This is a genomic window from Yeguia hominis, from assembly GCF_014384705.1.
Classification (GTDB): domain Bacteria; phylum Bacillota; class Clostridia; order Oscillospirales; family Acutalibacteraceae; genus Yeguia; species Yeguia hominis.
Genome location: NZ_JACRSN010000007.1, coordinates 1 through 21,536, shown reverse-complemented (window position 1 = coordinate 21,536; position 21,536 = coordinate 1). Strand labels below are relative to the sequence as shown.

The 21,536-nt window shown below is 52.1% G+C and carries 22 protein-coding genes and 1 pseudogene; 11 read left to right on the top strand and 12 right to left on the bottom strand.

Annotated elements, in window-relative coordinates; all coding sequences use genetic code 11:
* Positions 1 to 274: 274 nt before the first annotated feature.
* Positions 275 to 925: a redox-sensing transcriptional repressor Rex gene (locus IAG03_RS05835; RefSeq protein ID WP_249318981.1), complete on the top strand. Its 651-nt coding sequence runs from the start codon at positions 275 to 277 to the stop codon at positions 923 to 925.
* Positions 926 to 1,003: 78 nt separating this feature from the next.
* Here the strand turns inward: IAG03_RS05835 and IAG03_RS05830 are convergent, their stop codons facing one another.
* From IAG03_RS05830 to IAG03_RS05785, 10 genes are all read right to left on the bottom strand, one after another.
* On the bottom strand, positions 1,004 to 3,046 hold the full coding sequence (locus IAG03_RS05830; RefSeq protein ID WP_249318979.1) for a hypothetical protein: 2,043 nt from the start codon (positions 3,044 to 3,046) through the stop codon (positions 1,004 to 1,006).
* Positions 3,047 to 3,080: 34 nt separating this feature from the next.
* Positions 3,081 to 3,920, bottom strand: coding sequence for a leucine-rich repeat domain-containing protein (locus IAG03_RS05825; protein ID WP_249318977.1), 840 nt, complete (start codon positions 3,918 to 3,920; stop codon positions 3,081 to 3,083).
* Between the two features lie 148 nt (positions 3,921 to 4,068).
* Positions 4,069 to 5,010 (bottom strand): sugar kinase, encoded by a 942-nt coding sequence (locus tag IAG03_RS05820; protein WP_249318975.1) that lies wholly within the window; start codon positions 5,008 to 5,010, stop codon positions 4,069 to 4,071.
* Between the two features lie 127 nt (positions 5,011 to 5,137).
* Positions 5,138 to 5,926: a dihydropteroate synthase gene (locus IAG03_RS05815; RefSeq protein ID WP_249318973.1), complete on the bottom strand. Its 789-nt coding sequence runs from the start codon at positions 5,924 to 5,926 to the stop codon at positions 5,138 to 5,140.
* Entirely contained in the window at positions 5,923 to 7,644 is a 1,722-nt protein-coding gene (locus IAG03_RS05810; RefSeq protein WP_249318968.1) for a bifunctional homocysteine S-methyltransferase/methylenetetrahydrofolate reductase, read from the bottom strand. Before IAG03_RS05810 ends, IAG03_RS05815 begins: the two co-directional genes overlap by 4 nt.
* 186 nt (positions 7,645 to 7,830) lie before the next feature.
* The gene (locus IAG03_RS05805; RefSeq protein ID WP_249319204.1) at positions 7,831 to 8,286 is read right to left on the bottom strand and encodes an adenine nucleotide alpha hydrolase family protein; all 456 of its coding nucleotides are present in this window, start codon (positions 8,284 to 8,286) and stop codon (positions 7,831 to 7,833) included.
* Between the two features lie 220 nt (positions 8,287 to 8,506).
* Complete coding sequence (locus IAG03_RS05800) at positions 8,507 to 9,376, bottom strand: DUF11 domain-containing protein (protein ID WP_249318966.1); 870 nt, start codon at positions 9,374 to 9,376, stop codon at positions 8,507 to 8,509.
* Between the two features lie 164 nt (positions 9,377 to 9,540).
* On the bottom strand, positions 9,541 to 9,867 hold the full coding sequence (locus tag IAG03_RS05795) for an L-rhamnose mutarotase (protein ID WP_249318965.1): 327 nt from the start codon (positions 9,865 to 9,867) through the stop codon (positions 9,541 to 9,543).
* Between the two features lie 31 nt (positions 9,868 to 9,898).
* Positions 9,899 to 10,207, bottom strand: a complete 309-nt coding sequence (locus tag IAG03_RS05790) for a Dabb family protein (protein WP_249318963.1) — start codon at positions 10,205 to 10,207, stop codon at positions 9,899 to 9,901.
* 16 nt (positions 10,208 to 10,223) lie between these two features.
* Positions 10,224 to 10,754 carry a QueT transporter family protein gene (locus IAG03_RS05785; protein ID WP_249318962.1) on the bottom strand — a complete coding sequence of 177 codons (531 nt, stop codon included), beginning with the start codon at positions 10,752 to 10,754 and terminating at the stop codon, positions 10,224 to 10,226.
* Between the two features lie 154 nt (positions 10,755 to 10,908).
* Here IAG03_RS05785 and IAG03_RS05780 point away from each other — a divergent pair, with 154 nt between their 5' ends.
* The 4 genes from IAG03_RS05780 to IAG03_RS05765 all read left to right on the top strand — a co-directional run bounded on the left by IAG03_RS05780 (position 10,909) and on the right by IAG03_RS05765 (position 13,706).
* Positions 10,909 to 11,271, top strand: coding sequence for a CidA/LrgA family protein (locus tag IAG03_RS05780; protein ID WP_249318961.1), 363 nt, complete (start codon positions 10,909 to 10,911; stop codon positions 11,269 to 11,271).
* Positions 11,264 to 11,956, top strand: a complete 693-nt coding sequence (locus IAG03_RS05775; RefSeq protein WP_249318960.1) for an LrgB family protein — start codon at positions 11,264 to 11,266, stop codon at positions 11,954 to 11,956. Before IAG03_RS05780 ends, IAG03_RS05775 begins: the two co-directional genes overlap by 8 nt.
* 27 nt (positions 11,957 to 11,983) lie before the next feature.
* Positions 11,984 to 12,154 carry a DUF3006 domain-containing protein gene (locus tag IAG03_RS05770; RefSeq protein ID WP_249318959.1) on the top strand — a complete coding sequence of 57 codons (171 nt, stop codon included), beginning with the start codon at positions 11,984 to 11,986 and terminating at the stop codon, positions 12,152 to 12,154.
* 169 nt (positions 12,155 to 12,323) lie between these two features.
* A complete protein-coding gene (locus tag IAG03_RS05765; RefSeq protein ID WP_249318958.1) occupies positions 12,324 to 13,706 on the top strand; it encodes an MATE family efflux transporter in 1,383 nt (460 codons plus the stop codon).
* Here the strand turns inward: IAG03_RS05765 and IAG03_RS05760 are convergent.
* Positions 13,683 to 14,969 (bottom strand): glycosyltransferase family 39 protein, encoded by a 1,287-nt coding sequence (locus IAG03_RS05760; protein ID WP_249318957.1) that lies wholly within the window; start codon positions 14,967 to 14,969, stop codon positions 13,683 to 13,685. The genes IAG03_RS05765 and IAG03_RS05760 overlap by 24 nt on opposite strands.
* Before the next feature lie 165 nt (positions 14,970 to 15,134).
* Between IAG03_RS05760 and rlmD the strand changes: the two genes are divergently transcribed.
* The 5 genes from rlmD to IAG03_RS05735 all read left to right on the top strand — a co-directional run bounded on the left by rlmD (position 15,135) and on the right by IAG03_RS05735 (position 20,695).
* Positions 15,135 to 16,304, top strand: a complete 1,170-nt coding sequence (gene rlmD, locus IAG03_RS05755; protein WP_249318955.1) for a 23S rRNA (uracil(1939)-C(5))-methyltransferase RlmD — start codon at positions 15,135 to 15,137, stop codon at positions 16,302 to 16,304.
* Positions 16,305 to 16,467: 163 nt separating this feature from the next.
* Entirely contained in the window at positions 16,468 to 16,905 is a 438-nt protein-coding gene (locus IAG03_RS05750) for a MarR family winged helix-turn-helix transcriptional regulator (protein ID WP_249318947.1), read from the top strand.
* Positions 16,906 to 16,915: 10 nt separating this feature from the next.
* Positions 16,916 to 17,575, top strand: coding sequence for a cytidylate kinase-like family protein (locus tag IAG03_RS05745; RefSeq protein WP_249318946.1), 660 nt, complete (start codon positions 16,916 to 16,918; stop codon positions 17,573 to 17,575).
* A complete protein-coding gene (locus IAG03_RS05740) occupies positions 17,533 to 18,867 on the top strand; it encodes an MATE family efflux transporter (RefSeq protein WP_249318944.1) in 1,335 nt (444 codons plus the stop codon). The genes IAG03_RS05745 and IAG03_RS05740 overlap by 43 nt, the downstream gene beginning before the upstream one ends.
* A 400-nt stretch (positions 18,868 to 19,267) precedes the next feature.
* Positions 19,268 to 20,695 carry an MBL fold metallo-hydrolase gene (locus tag IAG03_RS05735; RefSeq protein ID WP_249318942.1) on the top strand — a complete coding sequence of 476 codons (1,428 nt, stop codon included), beginning with the start codon at positions 19,268 to 19,270 and terminating at the stop codon, positions 20,693 to 20,695.
* 65 nt (positions 20,696 to 20,760) lie between these two features.
* On the opposite strand, the pseudogene IAG03_RS14535 reads toward IAG03_RS05735, so the two are convergent.
* Positions 20,761 to 20,976, bottom strand: a pseudogene (locus tag IAG03_RS14535) (integrase core domain-containing protein); the annotation flags it as partial.
* Between the two features lie 191 nt (positions 20,977 to 21,167).
* Between IAG03_RS14535 and IAG03_RS14530 the strand changes: the two are divergent.
* Positions 21,168 to 21,536, top strand: a 369-nt coding sequence (locus tag IAG03_RS14530; protein WP_430472442.1) for a hypothetical protein, incomplete at its 3' end; no start/stop codon positions are given.

Sequence of the window (21,536 nt, the reverse complement as noted above, 5' to 3'; positions counted from 1 at the left end):
ATCGGCCGCTTTCATACATGAACGGAAATCCATTTTATTATAGCATTCATTTTCCATTTCATCAAGGAAAATCCGGTACAAACGTTCGCAAAAAATCCGATTCTTCTGCACGCCGCAACATCCGCCGTCACATTTTGCAGAAGCATTGACTTTTTCTTCATTTTCGCCGATAATAGAACTGTTATTTTTTTCTCATAATTTTGCCTGTTTGTCCGGGCTTATCTTGCAAAGAGGAGGGAACCGGCAGCACAAACAGTGTTGTGCGCCGCAGTATATGGCAAAACGCGAAAAAATTTCCATGTCCGTTATTCGGCGGCTTCCGCGTTATTATCGGTTTTTAGGGTTGCTGGAATCCCACGGGATCGTTCGGATCTCTTCCAAAGATCTTGCCGCACGCATGGGCGTAAATGCCTCTCAGATCCGGCAGGACTTTAACTGCTTCGGCGAATTCGGGCAACAGGGATACGGGTATATGGTCAGCCGTCTCCGGGAAACAACCGGTGAAATCCTGGGCCTTCACAACGCTTATAAAGCGGTCGTCGTCGGCGCCGGAAACCTCGGCCGGGCAATCACCTCGCATATTTCCTTTGAACGGCACGGATTTTTTCTCGCTGGAATTTTCGATAATTCCCCGCAAAAAATCGGGACGTTTATCCACGATGTCCCGGTCTTTGATGTCGCAGAACTGGAAGCGTTCTGCAAGCGGGAAAAACCGGTCATGGCAGCAATCTGTGTCCCGCTAAGCGCTGCGGGCAGGATTGCCGACACGCTCTATTCCTGCGGCGTCAGAAGCTTCTGGAATTTTACGCACTATGACATTGCCATGGAATACAGCGATGCCATTGTAGAAAACGTCCATCTCAACGACAGCCTGATGACCCTATGCTACCGGATCAGCAACCCGGAACAGAAAGCATCTTTATAAAATAAAAAAACAAAACGCAATCGGCATCCTGACGCTATCGCCAGAATGCCGATTTTTTCGTCTATCTTCCTTTTTAAATCAAAGCAACAGCACGGTATCTGCCCATGCAGAAAGGCTCGATTTCGGCGTCTCCGATGCATCGCACTCTGCAAGCACACAGGAAAACCTGCTCTGCGCAACATCGCGGATATCGGGCAGCTTTCCCGGCTGCGCCAGCACGCAGACCGGCATTTGCGCGCCTTGAACAGGATTTGCCTGCTCTGAACTTTCTGCATCCGGCGTGGGCTCCGTTTGTTTGCCTGCAGAAGCCTTTCGGAAAATCTCCGACGCCCGGCAAAGCGCACGGGAACGCCATTCTTTTCGGGTAAGCGCTCTGCATGCAAGATCTTTTTTCCGCAGTTCTGCAGCAAGGACATCCGCCGGTTTTTCGGAAAGAGAACCCGCTGCCGGTTCTCCGGAAACCGCCTCTTCCATAAGCGCGCCAAAAAGCGCCTTTTCATACGCAGGCACAATCTCTTCATGCGCCATCCCTGCTTCATAAGCGGTCACGACGGTTTGAAGCCCCGCCGCGATTGCCTCTTCCCGAACTGCCTGCCACTGCACCCACGCCGAAAGCATCGGCAGTCCTGTCCGCCAAATCTCGCAGGCGCGCTGCTGCGCTTCGAGATACGTTTCGCCTTCCCGCGCAGGCTGGTCCGTAATCCGGAAGAGCCGGTACACACCCGCCTGCATCTCTGAAAAAGTCCGCCAGGTTCCGGCGAATGCCTGCGCCGCCTTCCAGTCCACACGCGCACTTTTTTGAAAGAGCGCCATACAGCCCGTATTGCGGAGTTTTTGGTCGCAGGACTCTGCAATCGCACACAGGCGTTCGATTGCATTCCAATCCGTATATTGTTCCTGATACAGCCCGGAAAGCGCGCCTCTGCATCCGGAGAGCAGCTTTGCAACCGCATCATTTTCTTTCTGATAAGAACGCAGCTTTTCCATGGCCGGTCCGATGGTCTCCTTGCCAATCGGGTGCCGGGCATACGGCGCCAAGTGCTTTAAAATCCGTTTTTGCTCCATATTTCGCGAAACAGACCATTTTCCACAGGATTTTTCCCAATCCTCCAAAAGCATCGTGCCGTCCTGACGCAGTAAATCCTGCAGCCAGTCCTTGGAAAGTTCAGAGAAAAGCGCCCGCTCGCGTTTCCCGTGTACGGTCATTTCGCGCAGCTTCCGTAAAAAACCTGTGAAATCGGTCATCCCCATCCAGGACGCCGGCAGGCTCTTCATCTCCGAAAGAATCGTGCTGAAGGTATAGAGCTGCAGCAACGCCTCTTTGGTCGTGGGCGCCGGTTCCTGCAGCGAATCACACAGCGCAGCCGCACGCTGCTTGACCTGTTCCAGCGCTTCCCGGTAAAGCACCAGGGACTGCGGCGCATATACCCGCAGCTGACGGGAATCCTGTGTCTGTCCGATTCCGGAGAGCACATGGCCGCAAGGATGGCCGACTGCCTGTGCTGCTGAAACCAGCCGGAGCAGCAGCCCGTTCCAGTCATTCACCGTCTTTGCGCTCACGCCTGAAATTTCTTTGAGGGAAAATGCCATACCGCCTGGTGCATCCCGGTAAGTCTCATATCGTATGGCAAGCTCCCACAGCGGCCACCCGCCGTTCCGCTTTCCATATAAAATCCGAATCCAATCGGCCTGCTTTGCCCGTTCCTCTGCGCAGGTTTTTTGCAGACCCGGAAGCGCCTGATCGATCTCTTTTTTCAGTGTTTCCTGCTTTTCCAAAACGGTCTGCGCCGAATCGGAACCCAGGCAAACACAAAACAGATTGAGCTCTTCCTCCCGCAAACATTGTTTTACTGCAGCTGCTGTTTCTTCCTGCTGCGGAAGGAACAACACCTGTTTCCCGGAAGCAATCGCCTCCGACAAAACCGCAGCAGCTGCTTCCGGCGCAGACATGCCGGTCGGAGCCGCCAATCTCCAGACACCCTTTGTCTGCGCCGCCTCTCCGCGCAGACTTCCTGCTTCCAATACCGGCGTCCAAATCCCGACCGGTGCAACCGACACAGAGCGTTCATCGGCCACACTGGCCTCGGTCTCTGCGCGCTGTTCTTCCTGCATGATTTCCACCTACTCCATCTCCACTACCAAGCCGCCTGTTTTCCTAACGGGTGTACCCCTCCAGCTTTCCGGTAAAACCTTCCAACGCTGGATGCTCCTGGTCATCCTCCAGCCGATCCTCCGGAACCATGAGCATCTTTAGCGCATGGCAATCCGCAAACCGGCATTCCATCTTTCGAACGCTTGCAGGAATCGTCAGCGTCTCCAAATTCGTACACATCCAAAAGGATCCCGGCGCCAATTTTTCCACCGTATCCGGAATCACATAGGAGCTCCCCTGCTTTGCCGCAGGATAACACAAAAGCGTCTTTTTCTTTTTGGAAAACAATACGCCGCCCTCTGAAAAATAATACAGATTTTCCGGATCTACCAGAATTTCCTTAAGCGACTGACATCCATAAAACGGCAGGGAATCCTCCCGGCCGATCGTACGCAAACTTTCCGGAAAAGAGAGCCGCTCAATTCCGCTTTTCGAAAAGGCATTTTCTCCCAGTTCGCGCACAGACGCCGGCAGTTCCGCCGTTCGGAGCGCCGTGCAGCCATAAAAACACTCTTTTCCGATGGTACGGATTTCCTCACCGAGCACAATTTCGGTTGTCTCCTCGCTCTCGAAAAAGGCGCGGTCGGCAAGTTCCGTGACCGGCTTTCCATCGATTTCCTCCGGCACAATGACTTTTCCGCTTAAATCTGAACGAAAAATCCGCCCGGTATCTCCCAATGAATCATACGCGGGTTCCACACAGAGCGTCCCGCCGGAAGCAGGCTGGCAAAACCATAAAATACCGCCGGCCTCCACCGCTTCCGGTGCAGCCGAACAGCCTGTCCCTGCCAGCAGCAGAAAAAGTCCCAAAGCCATGCAGATCAGCCGATATCCCTGTTTCAATGCCGTCCCCCATTTCTCCGTTACAGACTGTTTTGGAAATCCGGATCCGGCAAAACCTGTCTGCGGTTTCAACCGGAATATCTCTATTATAAAACAAATCGCGCACCCTGTATAGAGGGTGCGCGAAATCCATTTTTTACAAATTCTTTTACAGATTACCGTTTGCAATCATTTCTGCAACGGTCTCCTTGGAAATCTTTCCTTCCATCGGGCCGAATGCCGCCGTATTGAGGGAAGCAGCAGCCGTTGCCAGACAGGTCGTATCTTTCAGGCTCCGGCCTTCAATCAAACCGCAGAGGAACGCACCGTCAAAGCTATCGCCTGCGCCGGTCGAATCTGCAACCTGCACCGGATATACACCCATGGAGAAGGACTCCTCGCGCGTATAGATGATGCAGCCCTTGGAGCCGTTTTTCAGCGCGATAATCTCCATGTTCGGATTTTCAAAGCAGGCTTTCACCGCATCCTCTACCGTATCTTTTCCGGTCAGTTGTAAGATTTCCGGAACACCCGGCAGGAACACGCTGGTATGCTCCAGGACTTCCTGTACGAGCTTGAGGCTTTCCTTGCTTTTTAAAAGCTCCGGACGGATATTCGGATCGAACGAAATCTTGGTTCCCTGTTTGTAAAACGCTTTCATGGTTTTGACGATTTCCTTGCCGAATGCATCCTGTGCCATGAGGGAACATCCCATGATATGGAAATATTTTGCATCCTGCATGCCGTCCATCTTCGGCGCTTTCGCCTGTGCGGCAGGCGTATTGCCGATATGGTAGATAAACTTCCGGGAACCGTCCTTAAAATACGTGACAAATGCGCAGCCGGTCGAATTCTCGTCGCTCTCGAGCACATGGGAACAGTCCACGCCGTCTCTTTTCAGGCGATCGAGCAAACATTTTCCGAAATCGTCTTTTCCGACGCCGCCGATGATGCCGGCAGAGTGTCCCAGACGGGCAACCGTATCAATACAAATAGCCGGCGCGCCACTCGGGAACGGACCGCGGAACACACCCGCTTCATAAAGCTGCATATCCGCTTCGGGGCGCATGATTTCGACGAGCATTTCTCCCATAATCCAAACTTCTGCCATGCGAAACATCCCTTTCCTGTTATGGTTCTGCTTCATGATAGCACAGCAAATTTTCTTTGTCAATGAATCCGGAGCCTAAAATTTTACACGTGCTCATTTTAGGAAACCCTACCGAATACAGACAGCTTTATTGGGCTGTTTCCCGGACAAATCCGATATAGTCCATGCAAAATTCATCCTGTCCGAACAGAGACTTGCAAGCTGCCAGCGTTTCCCGGATCGAAGGCGATGTGACGTCCAGAATTGCGCTGTCCAGCCCTTCCGCCATCGCCATCGCAAGGAACGCCCGGTTCAGCAGTCCGCGCCGGGGCAGCCCGAAGGAAATGTTGGAAAGTCCGCAAACCGTATGGACACCGGAAATCCGTGCGCGAACCGCCCGCAGCGTGGCAAGCGCCGTAACCGCTGCCTGATCCGCTGTTGCAAGCGCCTCTACCATCACATCGACATACAGATTTTCCCGCCGGACTCCGGCAAGCACTAAGTTTTCACAGAGCGCCTGCGCCGTTTTTGTCCGCTCCTCCGCGCTCTGGGTAAGGCCGAATTCTCCGGCCGGCATACAGACAACCCCGGTACCACACTCAGCCAAATATGAAAAAAGCGGCTCAAACACCGGACTCGGCGTGACAGAATTCAAAATCACCGGACGTCCTGTACACAGCGGAAGCGCCGTGCGCACGACTTCCGGATTCTGGCTGTCAATCATAATTCCGCATTCACAGTGGTCTTTCACAAGTCCGATTAACCACTCCATGTCCGCCGCTTCATTTCCGGCCACCGCGGTATTCAAGTCCAGATAATCCGCGCCGCACTGTGCCTGCAGACGGATCATCTCGATCAGATACGCTTCATCGTGCGCGGAAATCGCTTCCAGCGTCTTCGGAATGGAACTGTTTAACTTTTCACCAATGGTAATCATTGTTCTTTCCCCCTGATATACTCTATGAGCATTTCTGTAAATTCTAATTTCTTCAGCGGCGTAATGAGATAAAATCCGTCGCAGGAATCGTAAACTCGATCGATCAGCTGTCTGCAGAAACCGACCGAAATTTCTTTTGTCTCTTCCGCGTTTTTATCCTTCAGCAACGTAAGAATCCGTGCGGGCACCTCAATGCCTGCGACCTCATTGTTTAGAAAAAGCGCGTTCCGGTAGCTGGCAACCGGCATAATGCCTGCCATTAGCATGCAGGAAAGTGATTGCCGTGCGGCAGTCAAATTCTCGGCATTTTGGCGGGTAAAAACCGGCTGGGTAAACAGAACCGTCGCACCGTTCCGAATTTTTTCCTCCGCACGCCGGAGTTCCACATCAAAATTTCGCGCATTCAGATTCAGAACGCCGCAGATTCGATAAGGCGAGTCCGCAAACAAATCACTGTTGAGCGCCCGGACAAACTCCATCAGACGGAAGGAATTAAATCCGAACACGCTCGGGTTTCCATCGCGCGCGGTATCGGGGATCGGATCGCCGGTCAAAGCCAAAATATTCCGAAGACCTTCCATATTTCCGGAAAGCAACTCTCCCTGAAGCGCAATACGGTTTCGGTCCCGGCAGGCTACATGCGGAATGGTTTCGATGCCGATTTCCCGCTGGATCCGCGCCGCCGTCATCACGCTGGACGCACGCGGTTTGGCAAGCGGAGAATCCGGCACGGTGATATAATCTGCGCCGCAGGCCTTCAGACGCTCCGCGGCACCCAGAAGATAGGTCATATCTGTATCGATCGGCGGGGAAAGCTCTGCGGCAATCATTTTTCGGTCTTCTATCAAAAAGCCTTTCGGCTCTGCCGTTTTGAGCGGCTCTGCCTTTTTTCTGACCGGCAGCCGTTTGATTCCGGACGCGGCGCGCAGCTTTTCCGCCGCAGCACGAATGTGATTCGGCGTGGTTCCACAGCATCCGCCAAGCACATTCACACCGCACTGATACAGCCTCACCAGATAGTCTGAAAAATAGTCCGGATTATCGATATAGGCCGTACGTCCGTTCACCATGGACGGATAGCTGGAATTCGGCATTGCGAGCAGCGGCTGATCTTCCGCATCCAAATCCTGGATTAGCTCCAGCATATGTGCCGGCCCGCAAATGCAGTTCATTCCCGCATAATCTGCACCGGCAGCAAGAGCCTCTGCAATCAGCGTTTTGTAAAAGCCGCCCGCCTTGGTGTATCCATCCAGCGACACGGCAAACGAAACAAAGATTCTGGCATTGCGCCGGACGGCTTGAATCCGACGGATTGATGCCTTGAGCGGTTCCAGTTCCTGCTGCGTTTCAAACAGAAAATTCGATGCGCCGAGCGATAAAAACTGCTCTGTAATCCGTCCGTATTCATATGCAGCGTTTTCCGAACGGATCGGGCCGACATCTGCAAAGACCCGTTCGCTCCCCCCAGCAGCAAGCACAGCGGTTTCATAGCCGTTTTTGATAATCTCCCCTAAAAGGGAAGAATCTGTGCTGAGTGCGCTGTTTGCCGCAAATGTATTGGTTTTGATGGCCTGTGCACCGGCAGCCAGATATTCCCGATGAATTTCATAGACCGCATTTTTCCGGTGAAGGTTGGCGAGCTCCGGCGCCATGGCGGAGCCGTGCAGCGCATGATAATAGGTTCCGAACGCACCGTCAAAAAGCAAAACATCTGACACAATGGATCCCTCCGTAAATCCACATCCGCAGCATACCGTTGCATGCGGATTTTAAAACTTCCAAACAGGATCGGCGAACATCGCCGCACCCGATACTTCATAGTACCACAAGTTTTCAAAAACTACAAACTGCATTTCCCAAATTCCGCAAAAAAGCCGGGGCTGCAAACCCCGGCCAAAAGAACTTCAGGTCGCTTCCGCTGCGGTTTTCTGAAGAAGTCTTACCCCATTCGGAACGCTTTCCGGATAGATGTGGTAAATATTTCCTTCTTTTGAAACCATGGAAATCGTAATTTCCGGAACCAGCTTATGCAAAAGGTCGATGAACCCGTTTGTCGGCGTTCCCGCCATTCCGGTGACGATCTGAACCGCACCGGTCTGTTTGACAAAACCAGCGGTAATCAGCGCCGGATCGTCGTTGAAGAATACGGTCATATCCGCAGAGACGGACCGTGCCTTTTGCCTAAGGTATTCGAGCTCTTCCCCATCTGTTTCATATCCTGCGCATGCAGGCTGGACATTGAGCACCCGAACCGGAATTTTCTGGAGCTGTCCAGCAATCTGAACGCCTGTTTCGATCAGGCGTACGCAATCTTTCTGGCCGGTTACACAAACCAGCACACACGGTGTTTTGGAGACCATCACCGCGATATCCCCCTTATCGGTTATTTTTAGCACGGAAAAAGGAATTTTTCCTTTTCTCTTTTCTATTGTTATCATACCATATTTTCGTTTGATATGGTAGTATCTCCACGTATAATTTGTAAAAAATTTGTGAAATTGTATTTTGATTTTCACGCAACAGCGGCGCATGCGCGCCGGATCTTCCCGAAGCACATGCGCCGCAAAAACTGGTTCCCTGTTATACGGTTCCAGCCACAAGGATCGTGGTGACACCCGCTCCGGCACTTGTCGCCGCCGGGACACGAATTGTAGCCGCGCTTGCCGCACCGGGCAGTGTCAGCGTATTCGTTGCGGCATCCAGATCGTAATCGGACGCCGAATAAGTGGTCGTGACACCGTTCGTGATAGACTGAATACTGCTGACGGTAAAGCCCTCCGGCAAGACATCGCGCAGGACAACACTCTCTGCCGGTTCGTTTCCGGTGTTGGTCAGTGTAAATGTGTAGATCAAGGTTTCCCCGCTGCTGATGGTCGCTTTGCTGGCTTCTTTATAAATAGAAACCTCCGCATAGGATTCTGCCGTTACCGTTTCAGCCGGATCCGGTGTTACAAGCAAAACCGCACCCTCGGCAGAGCCTTCCCGCGCGGTTACAGCGGCCGTATTGGTAATGGTCTCCACCTCTGCGCCCAGTGCGCCGCTTACCGCCGCCATATAGAGCACAAACGCAACCGACTGCGGCTGCAGCGGAACCGGCAGCACAAAGGTAATGGAATCCGCATTGACGGTCGGCGTAATCGTATAGTACACGTTATCCAAAATAACCCGTGCGCTTCCGCTCACATAAGAAAGCGGATCCGCGCCCTCTGCCGCGCCCAGATCGTCCGCCACCGTGACCGTGTACAGAGGCCCGGTTCCGTTATTTTCCAGACGGAAAATATACGTCAGATTCTGCCCCGGACGGAATGTTTCTGTCAGGCTTGTTTTGGTTGCGGTCAGGCTGTACTCGTCCAGAAGCGTCGTCGTGGTCATATTGGAGTTTGCCGCTCCTGTTCCGCTGCCCGCAAAGGAATAGGTAATGTTCGCTTGATTATTGAGATTTGTAGGCATAGCTGTTCCCTTCCCATATCTGAATATAGTTTTAAAACTGCGGTCTACCATACTATATGCCGAAGAAGGGCCGGCTGTTCCAGCGGTTCCGGAACTCTTGCACAAAAGCAGCGAAAAGCCGCACAGTTCTGTGCGGCTTTTCAAATCATGGTTCTTTATGAGGATTATTTCAGGTAAAAGACCTCCGGCATAAAGTGAATCGGCTCTTCCTCGTGAAAATCAAAAGAACCTTCCACCATCTTGGAGGTAATGGCATTCCAGCGTCCGCAGGCCTCGCTTGCGGCAATATAGGCATTCGCCGCATCAATATCGTCGCACTCGAAGCAGTAGAAGAACTGGTTGCCGTTTTGGAAAATGGAATAGTTCCGATATCCGGCTTTGCGGTGTTCCTCCAGAATTTCCGGCCACGGATTCAGATGCATGTTCACATATTCTTCCAGACACTCTTTCTTGACCGTCCATGTCCATGCAAATTTTTTACTGTGTTCCATTCCACTCGGCGTCTCCTTTCAAAATCAAGCTTTACTCGAAATAAAAATCCACGCTAGCGCGGGAAATCCGAACCGGGCGCATAAAGGTTCCGACCGCCACATGATCCGGATGCACCTTATAGCGCAGATAATCTTCCATAGAATCAAAGTCCGAAATTAAAATGAGATCATAATTTTTTCCGTCGGCATCCGGCGCATTTACTGCCACCGTGGACGCGCGGATCCAGTCAATTTTCTGCGGAAGCGCTTCCAGCATAGCTTTGGTAATCGCGACATTCTCCGCCTTGGTTCTGCCGCCTGCTTCCTCTTTGAACTGAAACATCACAACATGCCGTAACATTTTTCAGATCCTCCTTTTATCCTTCAAAAATTCGCTTTGCTGCACCGGAGCGTTCCAATACCGTCACCAGCGGCACGCCAAGCACCAGACAAATTACAAGTTCCCCGAGTCCGACACTTGCCGCCGAAGAGAAAAATGCGACCCAGGAAAACGACTGCAGAGAAAACCCGGCATCCGACAGGCACGCAATCTCCAGTCCGACAATCACAGCATTACAGACGACCGGCGGAAGCGCAGACAGCACCGGAAGGCCCTTCAGACGATAGCGCCGGAGCGAACGGCTCCAAATGGCCGAAAGTCCGGTTGCTAGTGTCCCGAACAACAGGTCCACAACCCCCAGCGGACTCCACAAATTGGAAAGGAAACAGCCGATTATCAGTCCCGGCACAGCTGCAGGCGTCAAAACCGGAAGCAGCGTCATCGCTTCAGAAATTCGAAACTGCACCGGCCCATATGCCAGATTGAGAAGCGACGCTAGGTAGGTTAATAGCGTATACAGCGCTGCAATTGCCGCGCCCAGGACAAGCGATTTTGTTTTTTGCGTCATATCCGAAAGACCTCCGTAATTCAAACACTGCCCCTAGCATACTATAAAACTTTCTGAAAAGCAAGCGCGGCACGATTTCCCGTCTTCCTTTTCCCTGCATCCTATGCTATACTTAAAAATTAGACAAACGAAAAGAGAGGTGCGCCGCCATTCCATGAAATACCTGCTTCAAGCCGCCATCATTTTGCTGCTGTCGTTTCTCGGAGAAGCCTTGCATACACTGATCCCGCTTCCGGTTCCGGCCAGTATCTACGGCCTGCTGCTGATGCTCCTATGCCTGTGCACCGGAGTTTTAAAGCTGCATCAAATTGCGGAAACCGCCTCCTTTTTGCTCAAAATTATGCCGGTTCTCTTTCTTCCGGCCATTGTCGGCCTGCTTGCGGTTCGCGCGCAATTGCTCGACATCCTGATCCCGCTTCTCGTTATTCTGGCTGCAACGACCTATATCGTCATGGCGGTTACCGGAAAAACCACAGAAGCCGCACTGCGTTTGGAACGGAGGAAAAGAGATGCGTGACTTTTTTATCCACTCGGTCTATTTCGGCGTTGTTCTGAGCTTGGCAGGGTATTTTCTCGGCATGTTTCTTCGCAAAAAGGTAAAAAGCGATCTGTGCAATCCGCTGCTCATCGCCGTTCTTTTTGTGATTGCCTTCCTTCTGCTTACCGGAATTTCCTATGAAGATTATAACGCCGGTGCACAGTATCTGAGCTATCTGCTTACACCCGCGACGGTTTGCCTTGCTGTTCCGCTTTACCAGCAGCTTTCTCTGCTGCGAAAACATTGGAAGGCGGTTCTCCTCGGAATTGTCTCCGGCGTGCTTGCAAGCGTTGGAAGCGTCCTGCTCTTTGCATTTCTTTTTGGATTGTCCCATGAGCACTATGTCACGCTGCTGCCGAAATCCGTCACAACCGCAATCGGCATCGGCATCACAGAGGAACTCGGCGGCATTCCGGCCATTGCCTCCGCCGTGATTATTTTAACCGGAATTCTCGGAAATGTAACTGCAAAAGGGTTCTGCCGCCTCTTGCGCATCCGGGATCCCATTGCGGTCGGGCTGGCGATCGGAACCGCCTCTCATGCGCTCGGCACCGCCAAAGCGCTGGAGCTCGGCGAAATCGAGGGCGCCATGAGCAGCCTGTCCGTCGCCATCTCCGGATTGCTGACCGTCATTTTCGCTTCTGTCTTTTCCAATTTTCTGTAATCGATATCTTGAACAGGAGGTCCGACTATGGAACCGATTTCCTACCTTGTCTCCAAAATTGACGGCGACTATGCCGTCCTGCTTCGCGAAGGAACCTCTGACACGATTCTGGTCGCCCGTGCGCTTCTGCCCGAAGAAACCGATGAGGGAATCCGTCTGCTTTACGACTTTTCTACGCTTTCCTACACCGTTCTTTGAAGAATTGCAAGCGGACAGCGATTTCCTCTGAATCGGTGCGCAAGGACTTTGGGCGCCAGAAAGCACCTCTCCGGCGAATTGACTTCCAGCTGCAAACCGCCGGACTTTGCATTTGACGAAAAAGCTTTTTAAAGGCTTTCCGATTTTGGAATACGAAAGGACTGCGTCTATGGAACAACGGGTTCGGGATATGACCGCCGGAAATCCGGTTCGGCTGATTCTCTCCTTCGCACTGCCGCTGATGCTCGGCAGCATTTTTCAGCAGCTTTATACCGTTGTGGACACCGCCGTCGTCGGACGCTATGTCGGTGTTGAGGCGCTTGCCGCTCTGGGGGCAGTCGATTGGCTCAGCTGGCTTGTTTTAAGCCTGATTCAGGGTCTGACGCAGGGGTTTTCCATTTTGATCGCCCAGCGCTTCGGCGCCAATGATATCCCCGGGCTTTGGAAGTCCGTCACCATGTCGGTCTGGCTCTGCGCCGGGATCGCGATTCTTCTCTCCGGCATCAGCCAGCTTGCTCTGCGTCCTGCCTTGCGGCTGATTCAGACGCCGGACAACATTTTTGCAGACGCCGCGATGTATCTGCACATCTGTTACGGCGGCATCGTCATCATCATGGCATACAACCTTCTTGCCGCCATTCTGCGTGCACTCGGAGACGGCAAAACGCCGCTCTACGCCATGGTGATTGCTGCTGTGCTCAATATCGGTCTTGACTTTCTGTTTGTTGTCGGATTTCACTGGGGCATTGCAGGCGCGGCGGTTGCCACCGTCATCGCACAGTGCTGCTCTGCCGGCGTCTGTCTGCGGGCAGTCCGGCGGATTTCCCTTCTGCAAATGGATGCAGAAAGTTGGAAACCAGACGGCGCCTATCTCAAGAAGCTGCTCCGCCTCGGCATGCCGCTTGCGCTGCAAAATATCATTATCTCGGTCGGCGGATTAGGTGTCCAGTCAATCATCAACGGGTTCGGGTATCTCTTCATCGCTGGCTTCACCGCAGCCAACAAGCTTTACGGCCTAGTGGAACTTGCGGCCGTTTCCTTCGGATTTGCCGCCGCCACCTATGTCGGACAAAATCTCGGTGCACGCCAGTATGCGCGCATTCGGCGCGGGGTTCGGGTTGCCTGTCTGATGGCCTTCTGTACTTCCCTGGTTGTTTCCGCGGTTACGCTGTTTTTCGGGCACAGTCTCATCGGGCTTTTCGTATCTAAAACAGAACCGCAATATGATATGGTATTGCAAACCGCATATACCTACCTGACTGTGCTGTGTGTCCCGCTCTCCGTGCTGTATCTTTTGCACGTCTACCGTTCTGCCCTGCAGGGGCTCGGCAACATGGTAATTCCGCTGATATCCGGTTTTGCGGAATTGTTTTTCCGGTTGCTCTGTGCCGCGCTGCTTCCGCTCTATCTGGGGGAAACCGGCATTTTCTACGCGGAGCCCGCCGCTTGGGCCGGTGCGACAGTCCTTCTGATTGTCTCCTATTATCTGCAAATTCGGACTTTGGGCCGGACAGATGCGCCCCGCCCGCTACATGACGGCTCCGCCGGTTAAATAGGCGGAAAGATATCCCGAAAACAGCGCCGCCATGCCGGCCGCCAACAGGATTGCTGCAGCCGGGCGCTTCCGGGTCAGCATTCCTAAAAAGAGGAACACCGGCACGTCACAGGAAAGATACCGTCCGCCGCTGAGCAGCCAGGAAAGCGAATAGCTGGTGAGAAGATATCCATAGCCATAGCACAGAAACGACGTCCTGCCGCGCCGAACGCTCAGCAGCAGAATTGCAAAAAACGCAAAAAACAGCACAAATTGCGGCCACCAGATTTCCGCTGAAATAGCTTCTCCTGCTGTCTGGATCGCATTCTGCAAAACATACCAAAGCGTACCGGAGGTCGGGTACATTCCCTGGTTCCAGTGGGACTGCATATTCAAAAACGCCAGCGCGTCTCCCGCCACCCACCAATTAAGCAGGCAATAGCCCCCCGTGCCCAATAGCGGCAAAAGGATTGCGGGCAATTGCTTAAAAAGCATTTTCCACCGCATCGTTTGCGGTTTTTCATTTTTGAGTTCCCGGGAGAACGGCTTTTCCGCAGCAAACAACTCCACGCCTGCGGCAACGATCAGCAAAACGCCCTGCATCCGCGTCAAAGCAGCAAGAAAGCCCCAAATTCCCGCGGCATAAAACCGATGGCGCCGGATCTCATCCAGCGCAAAAACTGTGGTCAAAAAGAACAGGCTTTCCGTCATCACACCGCCGAAAAAAAACGAAAACGGAAACACCGAGAGGAACACTACGCTCCATTTTGCCGTTTTTCTTCCATATTCCGCCGACGCCAGCGCATAAAATCTGCGGCACCCGAAGGCAAAGCACAGAAACGAAACGATAAGCCCCGCTTCCGCCGAAGAAAGCCCCAAAAAACTGACCGCGCGCATCAGCCAGACATAGAGCGGAAAAAACACCAGAAACAGCGGCGTGCCTTCCTCCAGATAGCCGGCATAGCCATGCCGGGAAAGCCCGATATAATGCCTTGCATCCCACCGAATCCAGGGATCGCACAGCGTCGCGGCGGCCTCCGGGTTTGCCTTTTGCAAAATAAAACCGGCTGCAAAAAACACCAACAGCCGAAACGCCAAAGCGGCGCCAAAAACGCACCACAGCTCTTTTCGAGAGGGAATCTCCCTGAGCGCACCTGCCGAAACTGCATGTTCTGCCGTCTTTCGGATGGATAGGCCGCTCTCGGTCAGGACGCGAACTATCAGCACACCGCCAAAGCCCAGGATGAGTATGGAAAGCGCCATATTCCAAAAAACTTCCATATATTCCCTCCCTTTTCGTCTGTGCGCAACACCTGAAAAAAGCAGTCTGGTCTATCGGTTCGTTTGCAGAGGCACACTCAAAAAACTTTGCATTTTATTTATTGTATCATTGTATCATAAAGCAAATTGCTTTTCCACTTTCCAAAACGAAAGGATCGATCACTGATGGCAACAACCTTTCAGCCCGCTTGTCCGCATTACCGCAAATGCGGCGGCTGTCAGATGCAAAATCTTCCTTATGCAGAACAGCTTCTCTGGAAACAGCGGCTTTGCGACCGTCTCCTGCGTCCATATGGGAAACCCATGCCCATCCTCGGCATGGAAAATCCACTTCATTACCGCAACAAAGTGCAGGCGGCGTTCGGCGTCAATCATAAAAAACAGATTATTTCCGGCGTCTATCAATCCAGTTCCCATCGGATTGTGCCGATCGATCATTGCATGATTGAAGACGCCTGCGCGGACGCCATTATCGTCACCATCCGTTCGATGCTGCCATCGTTCAAAATTCTTCCCTACCAGGAAGACAGCGGCTACGGCCTGCTGCGTCACGTTCTGGTCAAACGCGGATTTACCAGCGGTGAAGTGATGGTCGTGCTGGTAACCGCCTCCCCCGTTTTTCCTTCGCGAAACAACTTTGTGAAAGCGCTGCGCAATGCGCACCCGGAAATCACGACCATTCTGCAGAACATCAATCCCGGCCACACCAGTCTCGTTCTCGGCGAACAGGAAAAAATTCTTTACGGACCCGGTTATATCGAAGACACCCTCTGCGGCTGCACCTTCCGGATTTCCGCAAAGTCTTTTTATCAGATCAATCCCGTTCAAACAGAGGTTCTCTACCGCACCGCGGTCTCCTTCGCCGGACTCACCGGCAAAGAAACGGTTGTCGATGCCTACTGCGGCATCGGGACGATCGGTCTGATCGCCTCCCGTCACGCAAAATCGGTCATCGGCGTAGAGCTCAACCGCGACGCCGTCCGGGATGCCATCTCCAACGCAAGGCGCATGAATATCCGCAACGCCCGATTTTATCCGGGAGACGCCGGAGAATTTCTCTGTGCAATGGCCGAAGCCGGAGAACGGGCCGACGTCGTATTTCTAGACCCACCCCGTGCCGGCAGCAGCAACGCATTTCTAAATGCGCTGCGAACGCTTCTGCCGAACCGGATCGTCTATATTTCCTGCAATCCCGAAACCCTTGCGCGTGACCTCGCCGTTCTGGCAAAGGATCCGTACCGCGTAACGGCCATCCAGCCGGTGGATATGTTTCCGTTCACACATCATGTCGAGTGCGTCGTATTGCTGTCGAAAGCGGATGGTTTTTCCACATAATACCTCTCAAATGCCTTTCTTTCCTAAAAAACAAGCTGTCTCTATCCAAACCCCGCAGGCGTTTTCCTGCGGGGTTTTTCTGAAAAAATTGCAAACCTCGTTGACAATCGCGCAAAATCATCCTATAATACGCAAGTATGATTTCGTACTTTGGAGGAATGAAATGGATCAGACGCGAAAAAACAGCGTGCATCAAATTAACTATCTTGCCTCGGAAATGGACGCAATCTATCATCAGGCATCCCTCAAGCTCGGCATCACCGACAGCGTTTCCCGCGTACTCTATACAATCTACGATATCGGAGACGGCTGTTTACTTCGCGACATTTACAAAAAAAGCGGTGTCCGAAAACAGACCATTAACTCCGCCATCCGTTCTTTGGAGGCTGCCGGAATTCTTCATTTGGAACAGCATATCGGCCGGACAAAAAAGATTATTCTGACGGAAAAGGGCAATGCGTTTGTTCAGAAAACCGCCGCAAAAATTTACCAGGCGGAAATCCAGGCCTTCGATACATGGTCTGAAGATGAAATCAGCAGCTATATCCATCTCATGAAAAAATATCACGACTGCCTTCGCCGGCAGATCGAACAGCTATAAAGGAGGAACTATGAAAATCATTACCGTAAGCCGGGAATTCGGCTCCGGCGGACGTGAACTCGGGAAGCGTCTCGCCGATTATTTGAAATTTGATTATTATGACAGCGAAATTCTGACCGCTGTTGCCCAAAACAGCGGTCTGGATCAGCATTATGTGGAAGATCAGCTGAGCGACCACGGATGGCAGGCATTCCCCCTTACTTTTCACGGAACCATCGGTTCCACCGGATATCTGCAATCGAGCCGGGTAGAACTTTTGCTCAAACAGAAAGAAGCCATCGAAAAAATTGCGGCTATGGGCAAAGACTGCGTCATTATCGGCAGAAACGCTGATGTTATTTTGCAGCAGGAACATCCGTTCAATCTTTTTGTCTGTGCAGAACCGGAAGCAAAGATCAAGCGCTGTCTGGAACGCGCTTCTGCAGAGGAAAAGCTGACCGAACGAGAACTGATCCATAAGATGCGGCAAATTGACAAAATGCGCGCGCAAACCAGAGCCATTCTTTCCGGCTCCCCATGGGGTCAGCGCGATGCATATCACATCACCATCAACACCAGTAACTGGAATATCAAAGATATCATACCGGCAGTTGCCCAGTTTGCAAACTGCTGGTTTGGGAGGACAGTATGCGCATTCAACTCTCCGATCACTTCAGCTACCGAAAACTGATCAAATTTACTTTTCCCTCCATCGCCATGATGATTTTTACATCGATCTACGGCGTTGTAGATGGATTTTTCGTCTCAAATTTTGCCGGAAAAACACCTTTTGCGGCGGTCAATCTGATTATGCCGTTCTTAATGATTGTTGCCACCGTCGGCTTTATGTTTGGAACCGGCGGCACTGCGATTGTCGCAAAAAAGTTCGGGGAAGGGGACAAAGAAAAGGCAAACGAATATTTCTCTCTGTTTGTTTACGTCGCTGCCGGAATTGGAATTTTATTGGCTGTACTCGGCATTTTGTGGATTCGTCCGATCGCTTCTTTACTGGGCGCAGAGGGTGCGCTGCTTGAAAATTGCGTTGTTTATGCACGAATCATTCTTGCCGCACTGCCGTTTTATATTTTGCAGCTGCTCTTTCAAAGCTTTTTTGTAACCGCAGAAAAACCGCACTTGGGACTTATCGCAACGATTGCAGCCGGCGTTACCAATATGATTTTGGACGCGGTTCTGGTTATTCTGCTTCCGGAGGAATGGAAGCTTGCCGGCGCCGCCATCGCCACTGCCGCAAGCCAGGTTGTCGGCGGCGGATTTCCCCTGTTCTACTTTCTTCGAAAAAACAGCAGCCTTCTCCGGCTCAGAAAAGCCAGAATGGATGGAAAAGCCATTTTTAAAGCCTGCACCAACGGGTCTTCTGAATTCATGAGCAATGTATCCATGAGTCTCGTCGGCATGCTTTATAACATTCAGCTTTTGGCATATGCTGGAGAAAACGGCGTCGCCGCTTACGGCGTCATGATGTACGTAAGCTTCATTTTCGCAGCCGCCTTTATCGGATATTCTATTGGAACTGCGCCGATTATCGGGTATCACGACGGCGCGCAAAACCACACCGAACTCAAAGGTCTGCTCCGCAAAAGCCTGATTTTGATCGGCCTGTTCGGCGCCGGCATGATCGTACTGGCCGAACTACTAGCTGTTCCGCTCGCCAAAATCTTCGTCGGATATGACGCAGAACTGATGGAGCTGACGGTCGCCGGATTCCGAATTTTCGCATTATCTTTTGCGTTTATGGGATTTGCAATCTTTGCTTCCGGCTTCTTCACTGCGCTGAACGACGGCGTTACCTCTGCGATTATTTCCTTCCTGCGCACCCTGGTATTTCAGAGCGCCGCCGTTTTGCTTCTGCCGAAACTTCTGGGCATCAACGGTGTTTGGATTTCCATTGTCGTGGCAGAATTTATGGCCGTCATACTCGGCACGGTTTTCCTGATTGTAAAAAGGAAACACTTCCACTACTAAGCCGAATTCTGATATGATCCGTCAATCCATAACAAACAAGAATTCCCGCTGCGTGTTCCTTTGAGCCCGGAATGCGCGGCGGTGTTTTTGTGTACCAAACATTTTGCCGCACAAAAACACCGCACACCTTACAGCACCACTCTTGCGAACCGGCTTTTCAGGATGTATGATAAAAGCATCCAGGAAGAAAGGCGCCTTCCAGGGCACCCTAAGGCAAAGGCTCCGCTGCCCGCTCAAGTCCTGTATGGCAGCTTTTGTAAATCGGCGCCACGTCGTTTTCCTTCCTGTTTGCGCAAAGCAGAGATATTCCGACATTTGGAGCCTTTTTTTGCGAAAGGGTCACTTCGTCCACATCCGTCATGTTCTGCACACAAAAATTTTTTTATCTGAGGAAAACTCTATGAAACGAACCTTTGTTACGGTGATGCCAAACCATATTGGCGCATTTTTAAAAGCCAGCCGGTGTTTTTCGGATCTCGGCGTCAACATTACCCGCGTCAGTTACAACAAAGCGGTTGACTCCCACTGCCTGTTTATTGACGCAGAGGGCTCCAAGGAGCAGCTTGCAAAAGCCCAAACTCTTTTGGAAAAAATCGGTTACCTGCAAAACGGCTCTGATGAAAAGAGCGTCATTCTCCTTGAGTTTCGGTTGCGGGACATTCCGGGCAGCGTGACCCCGCTTCTGGAATTGATCGCTTCGTTTCATCTGAATATTTCCTATATCAGTTCTCAGGAAAACGGCACCGCGTACCAGCTTTTTAAAATGGGTCTGATTACCGACGATGCCGAAGCAATCAGTCGGTTTATCGAGAAAGCCCGGACGCTTTGCGAGGTCCGTGCAATCGAATACAACCGCGCCGATAAAGTCTATGACAACAGTATTTTTTACAACAATTTTGTCTCGGAACTTTCCAGTCTGATGAAGCTTCCAAAGCAAAGCGAGGAAACGCTGCTGATCAATGTCAATCTCGCGATGCAGCGGCTGGACGAATCCGGTGTTTCCCCCTACTACACCTTCGACAGTATCAGCCGATTTACGGGGCTTCTTGCGCAGGCAAAGGGAAGCCATTTTTCGCCGAGAATCTCGAAAACCCGCATCACCGAGAAAACAGAAATCACCCTCCTTGAACCTCCATGCGGAAGTAATACGGCGATCATCAAAAGCGGAAACGAATACCTCTTTGTCGATTCGGGCTACGCCTGTTATGCGCAGGAAATGTACGAAATTTTCAGAAAGCTGATTCCCGACTTTGATACCACTGAAAAGAAGCTCTTCCTGACCCACGCCGATGTGGATCACTGCGGTCTTGCTCCGAATTTTGATAAAGTCTATGCGTCAAAACGGAGCGCGGAATGCCTGCGGCTGGAATTCGAACACCAGGATGGATTCCGGGAACAAAATGACCTTCACAAACCTTACATCACCATCTGCAAGGAACTGACGATGTATCGTGCCACACCGAGCGACCGGATTGAACCCATCGGCGGTGATTCGGATTTCAGAGCACCGCTTTCCTGCACCGGCACCTTTTCATTTGGCGACCTTTTTTTCAAAATCTACGAAGGAAAAGGCGGCCATCTGAAGGGCGAAACCGTATTGATTGACGAAATCCATCATCTTGTTTTCAGCGGTGATATTTTGATCAATATCAAAGACATGACGCCTGCGCAGGCACAGTATAACCGCTATGCACCGATTTTGATGACCTCTGTCGACACCGACCCAAAACTCTGCGCCGAAGAACGGCGATTTCTGTATACGCTCCTGTCAGAAGGAGAATGGCATATTTTCGGCGGTCACGGTGCGGAAAAGCGCGTTTCCATTTAAGGCTGCATTTCTGTCCGGGACCTTTTCCCGGCGCTTTTGCGGAATATGTAGATTTGTCAAACAAATTAGACAGCGAACTCGGAGGGAGAGAGCCAGCGGAGGGGTCTTATGGGTAAGTTGTTAGAGCGACGATTGTGAACGGCAAGCTGCTTTGCGAAATCATCCAGAGAATAGAAAGCGTGGCAGGAGTAAAAACGTTTCTGATCCTCGCGGTGGCTGCGCTCGACCTTGCCGTTGTGGCGCGGGGTATACGGGCGAATGCGCTTGTGGCGAACGCCCAGCTCAGCAGCAGTCTTTTCAAACAGCGTCGGTAAGTCGCGATTACTGCCAGAAAAGCGGTTCGTAAACTCAAAGCCGTTGTCTGTCTGGACACACTCCACCTTGATGCCGCGGCGCGCATATACCACACTTTCAGTCTGCGCAGGAAATCCGCCGAGGAATAGGTAGACTGCTCCGGATAGGCTGCGAGGAAATGCAGGCGCGTGAACTCGTCAATGGCGGTGTACTGGAACAGCCGAAGGTTCGGATCTGCGATACAGCTGCGCGGAACGACCTTCACGCCGACCTGAACGCGCTCACCGGGATAGGTCATCTGCTCATACGGCTTGGGCTTGTATGTCTTTTTGGGCTTTTCGGCGGGAAACAGGCCCATTTTTCGCATGACACGGAACAGACTTTCCGGACAGCGTGTATAGCCGCGCTGCCGCAGGCGGTGCCAAAGTTCGATCATGCCCAGGGTCGGGTTCCTGCGGCGCATGTCGCGGATGAGCTTCCGTTCGGCCTCCGTGTGCTGATTCGGATGACTGTACGGCCGCCTAGACTGGCAGGCCAGGGACGCCAC

What these genes read in the sequence shown, in the direction of transcription:
- IAG03_RS05820 (WP_249318975.1), bottom strand. Translation starts at nt 5,010, where the DNA reads ATGGCAGAAGTTTGGATTATGGGAGAAATGCTCGTCGAAATCATGCGC.
- IAG03_RS05790 (WP_249318963.1), bottom strand. Translation starts at nt 10,207, where the DNA reads ATGTTACGGCATGTTGTGATGTTTCAGTTCAAAGAGGAAGCAGGCGGC.
- IAG03_RS05765 (WP_249318958.1), top strand. Translation starts at nt 12,324, where the DNA reads ATGGAACAACGGGTTCGGGATATGACCGCCGGAAATCCGGTTCGGCTG.
- IAG03_RS05835 (WP_249318981.1), top strand. Translation starts at nt 275, where the DNA reads ATGGCAAAACGCGAAAAAATTTCCATGTCCGTTATTCGGCGGCTTCCG.
- rlmD (WP_249318955.1), top strand. Translation starts at nt 15,135, where the DNA reads ATGGCAACAACCTTTCAGCCCGCTTGTCCGCATTACCGCAAATGCGGC.
- IAG03_RS05785 (WP_249318962.1), bottom strand. Translation starts at nt 10,754, where the DNA reads ATGACGCAAAAAACAAAATCGCTTGTCCTGGGCGCGGCAATTGCAGCG.
- IAG03_RS05750 (WP_249318947.1), top strand. Translation starts at nt 16,468, where the DNA reads ATGGATCAGACGCGAAAAAACAGCGTGCATCAAATTAACTATCTTGCC.
- IAG03_RS05770 (WP_249318959.1), top strand. Translation starts at nt 11,984, where the DNA reads ATGGAACCGATTTCCTACCTTGTCTCCAAAATTGACGGCGACTATGCC.
- IAG03_RS05815 (WP_249318973.1), bottom strand. Translation starts at nt 5,926, where the DNA reads ATGATTACCATTGGTGAAAAGTTAAACAGTTCCATTCCGAAGACGCTG.
- IAG03_RS05780 (WP_249318961.1), top strand. Translation starts at nt 10,909, where the DNA reads ATGAAATACCTGCTTCAAGCCGCCATCATTTTGCTGCTGTCGTTTCTC.
- IAG03_RS05740 (WP_249318944.1), top strand. Translation starts at nt 17,533, where the DNA reads ATGCGCATTCAACTCTCCGATCACTTCAGCTACCGAAAACTGATCAAA.
- IAG03_RS05775 (WP_249318960.1), top strand. Translation starts at nt 11,264, where the DNA reads ATGCGTGACTTTTTTATCCACTCGGTCTATTTCGGCGTTGTTCTGAGC.
- IAG03_RS05745 (WP_249318946.1), top strand. Translation starts at nt 16,916, where the DNA reads ATGAAAATCATTACCGTAAGCCGGGAATTCGGCTCCGGCGGACGTGAA.
- IAG03_RS05760 (WP_249318957.1), bottom strand. Translation starts at nt 14,969, where the DNA reads ATGGAAGTTTTTTGGAATATGGCGCTTTCCATACTCATCCTGGGCTTT.
- IAG03_RS05795 (WP_249318965.1), bottom strand. Translation starts at nt 9,867, where the DNA reads ATGGAACACAGTAAAAAATTTGCATGGACATGGACGGTCAAGAAAGAG.
- IAG03_RS05800 (WP_249318966.1), bottom strand. Translation starts at nt 9,376, where the DNA reads ATGCCTACAAATCTCAATAATCAAGCGAACATTACCTATTCCTTTGCG.
- IAG03_RS05805 (WP_249319204.1), bottom strand. Translation starts at nt 8,286, where the DNA reads ATGGTCTCCAAAACACCGTGTGTGCTGGTTTGTGTAACCGGCCAGAAA.
- IAG03_RS05735 (WP_249318942.1), top strand. Translation starts at nt 19,268, where the DNA reads ATGAAACGAACCTTTGTTACGGTGATGCCAAACCATATTGGCGCATTT.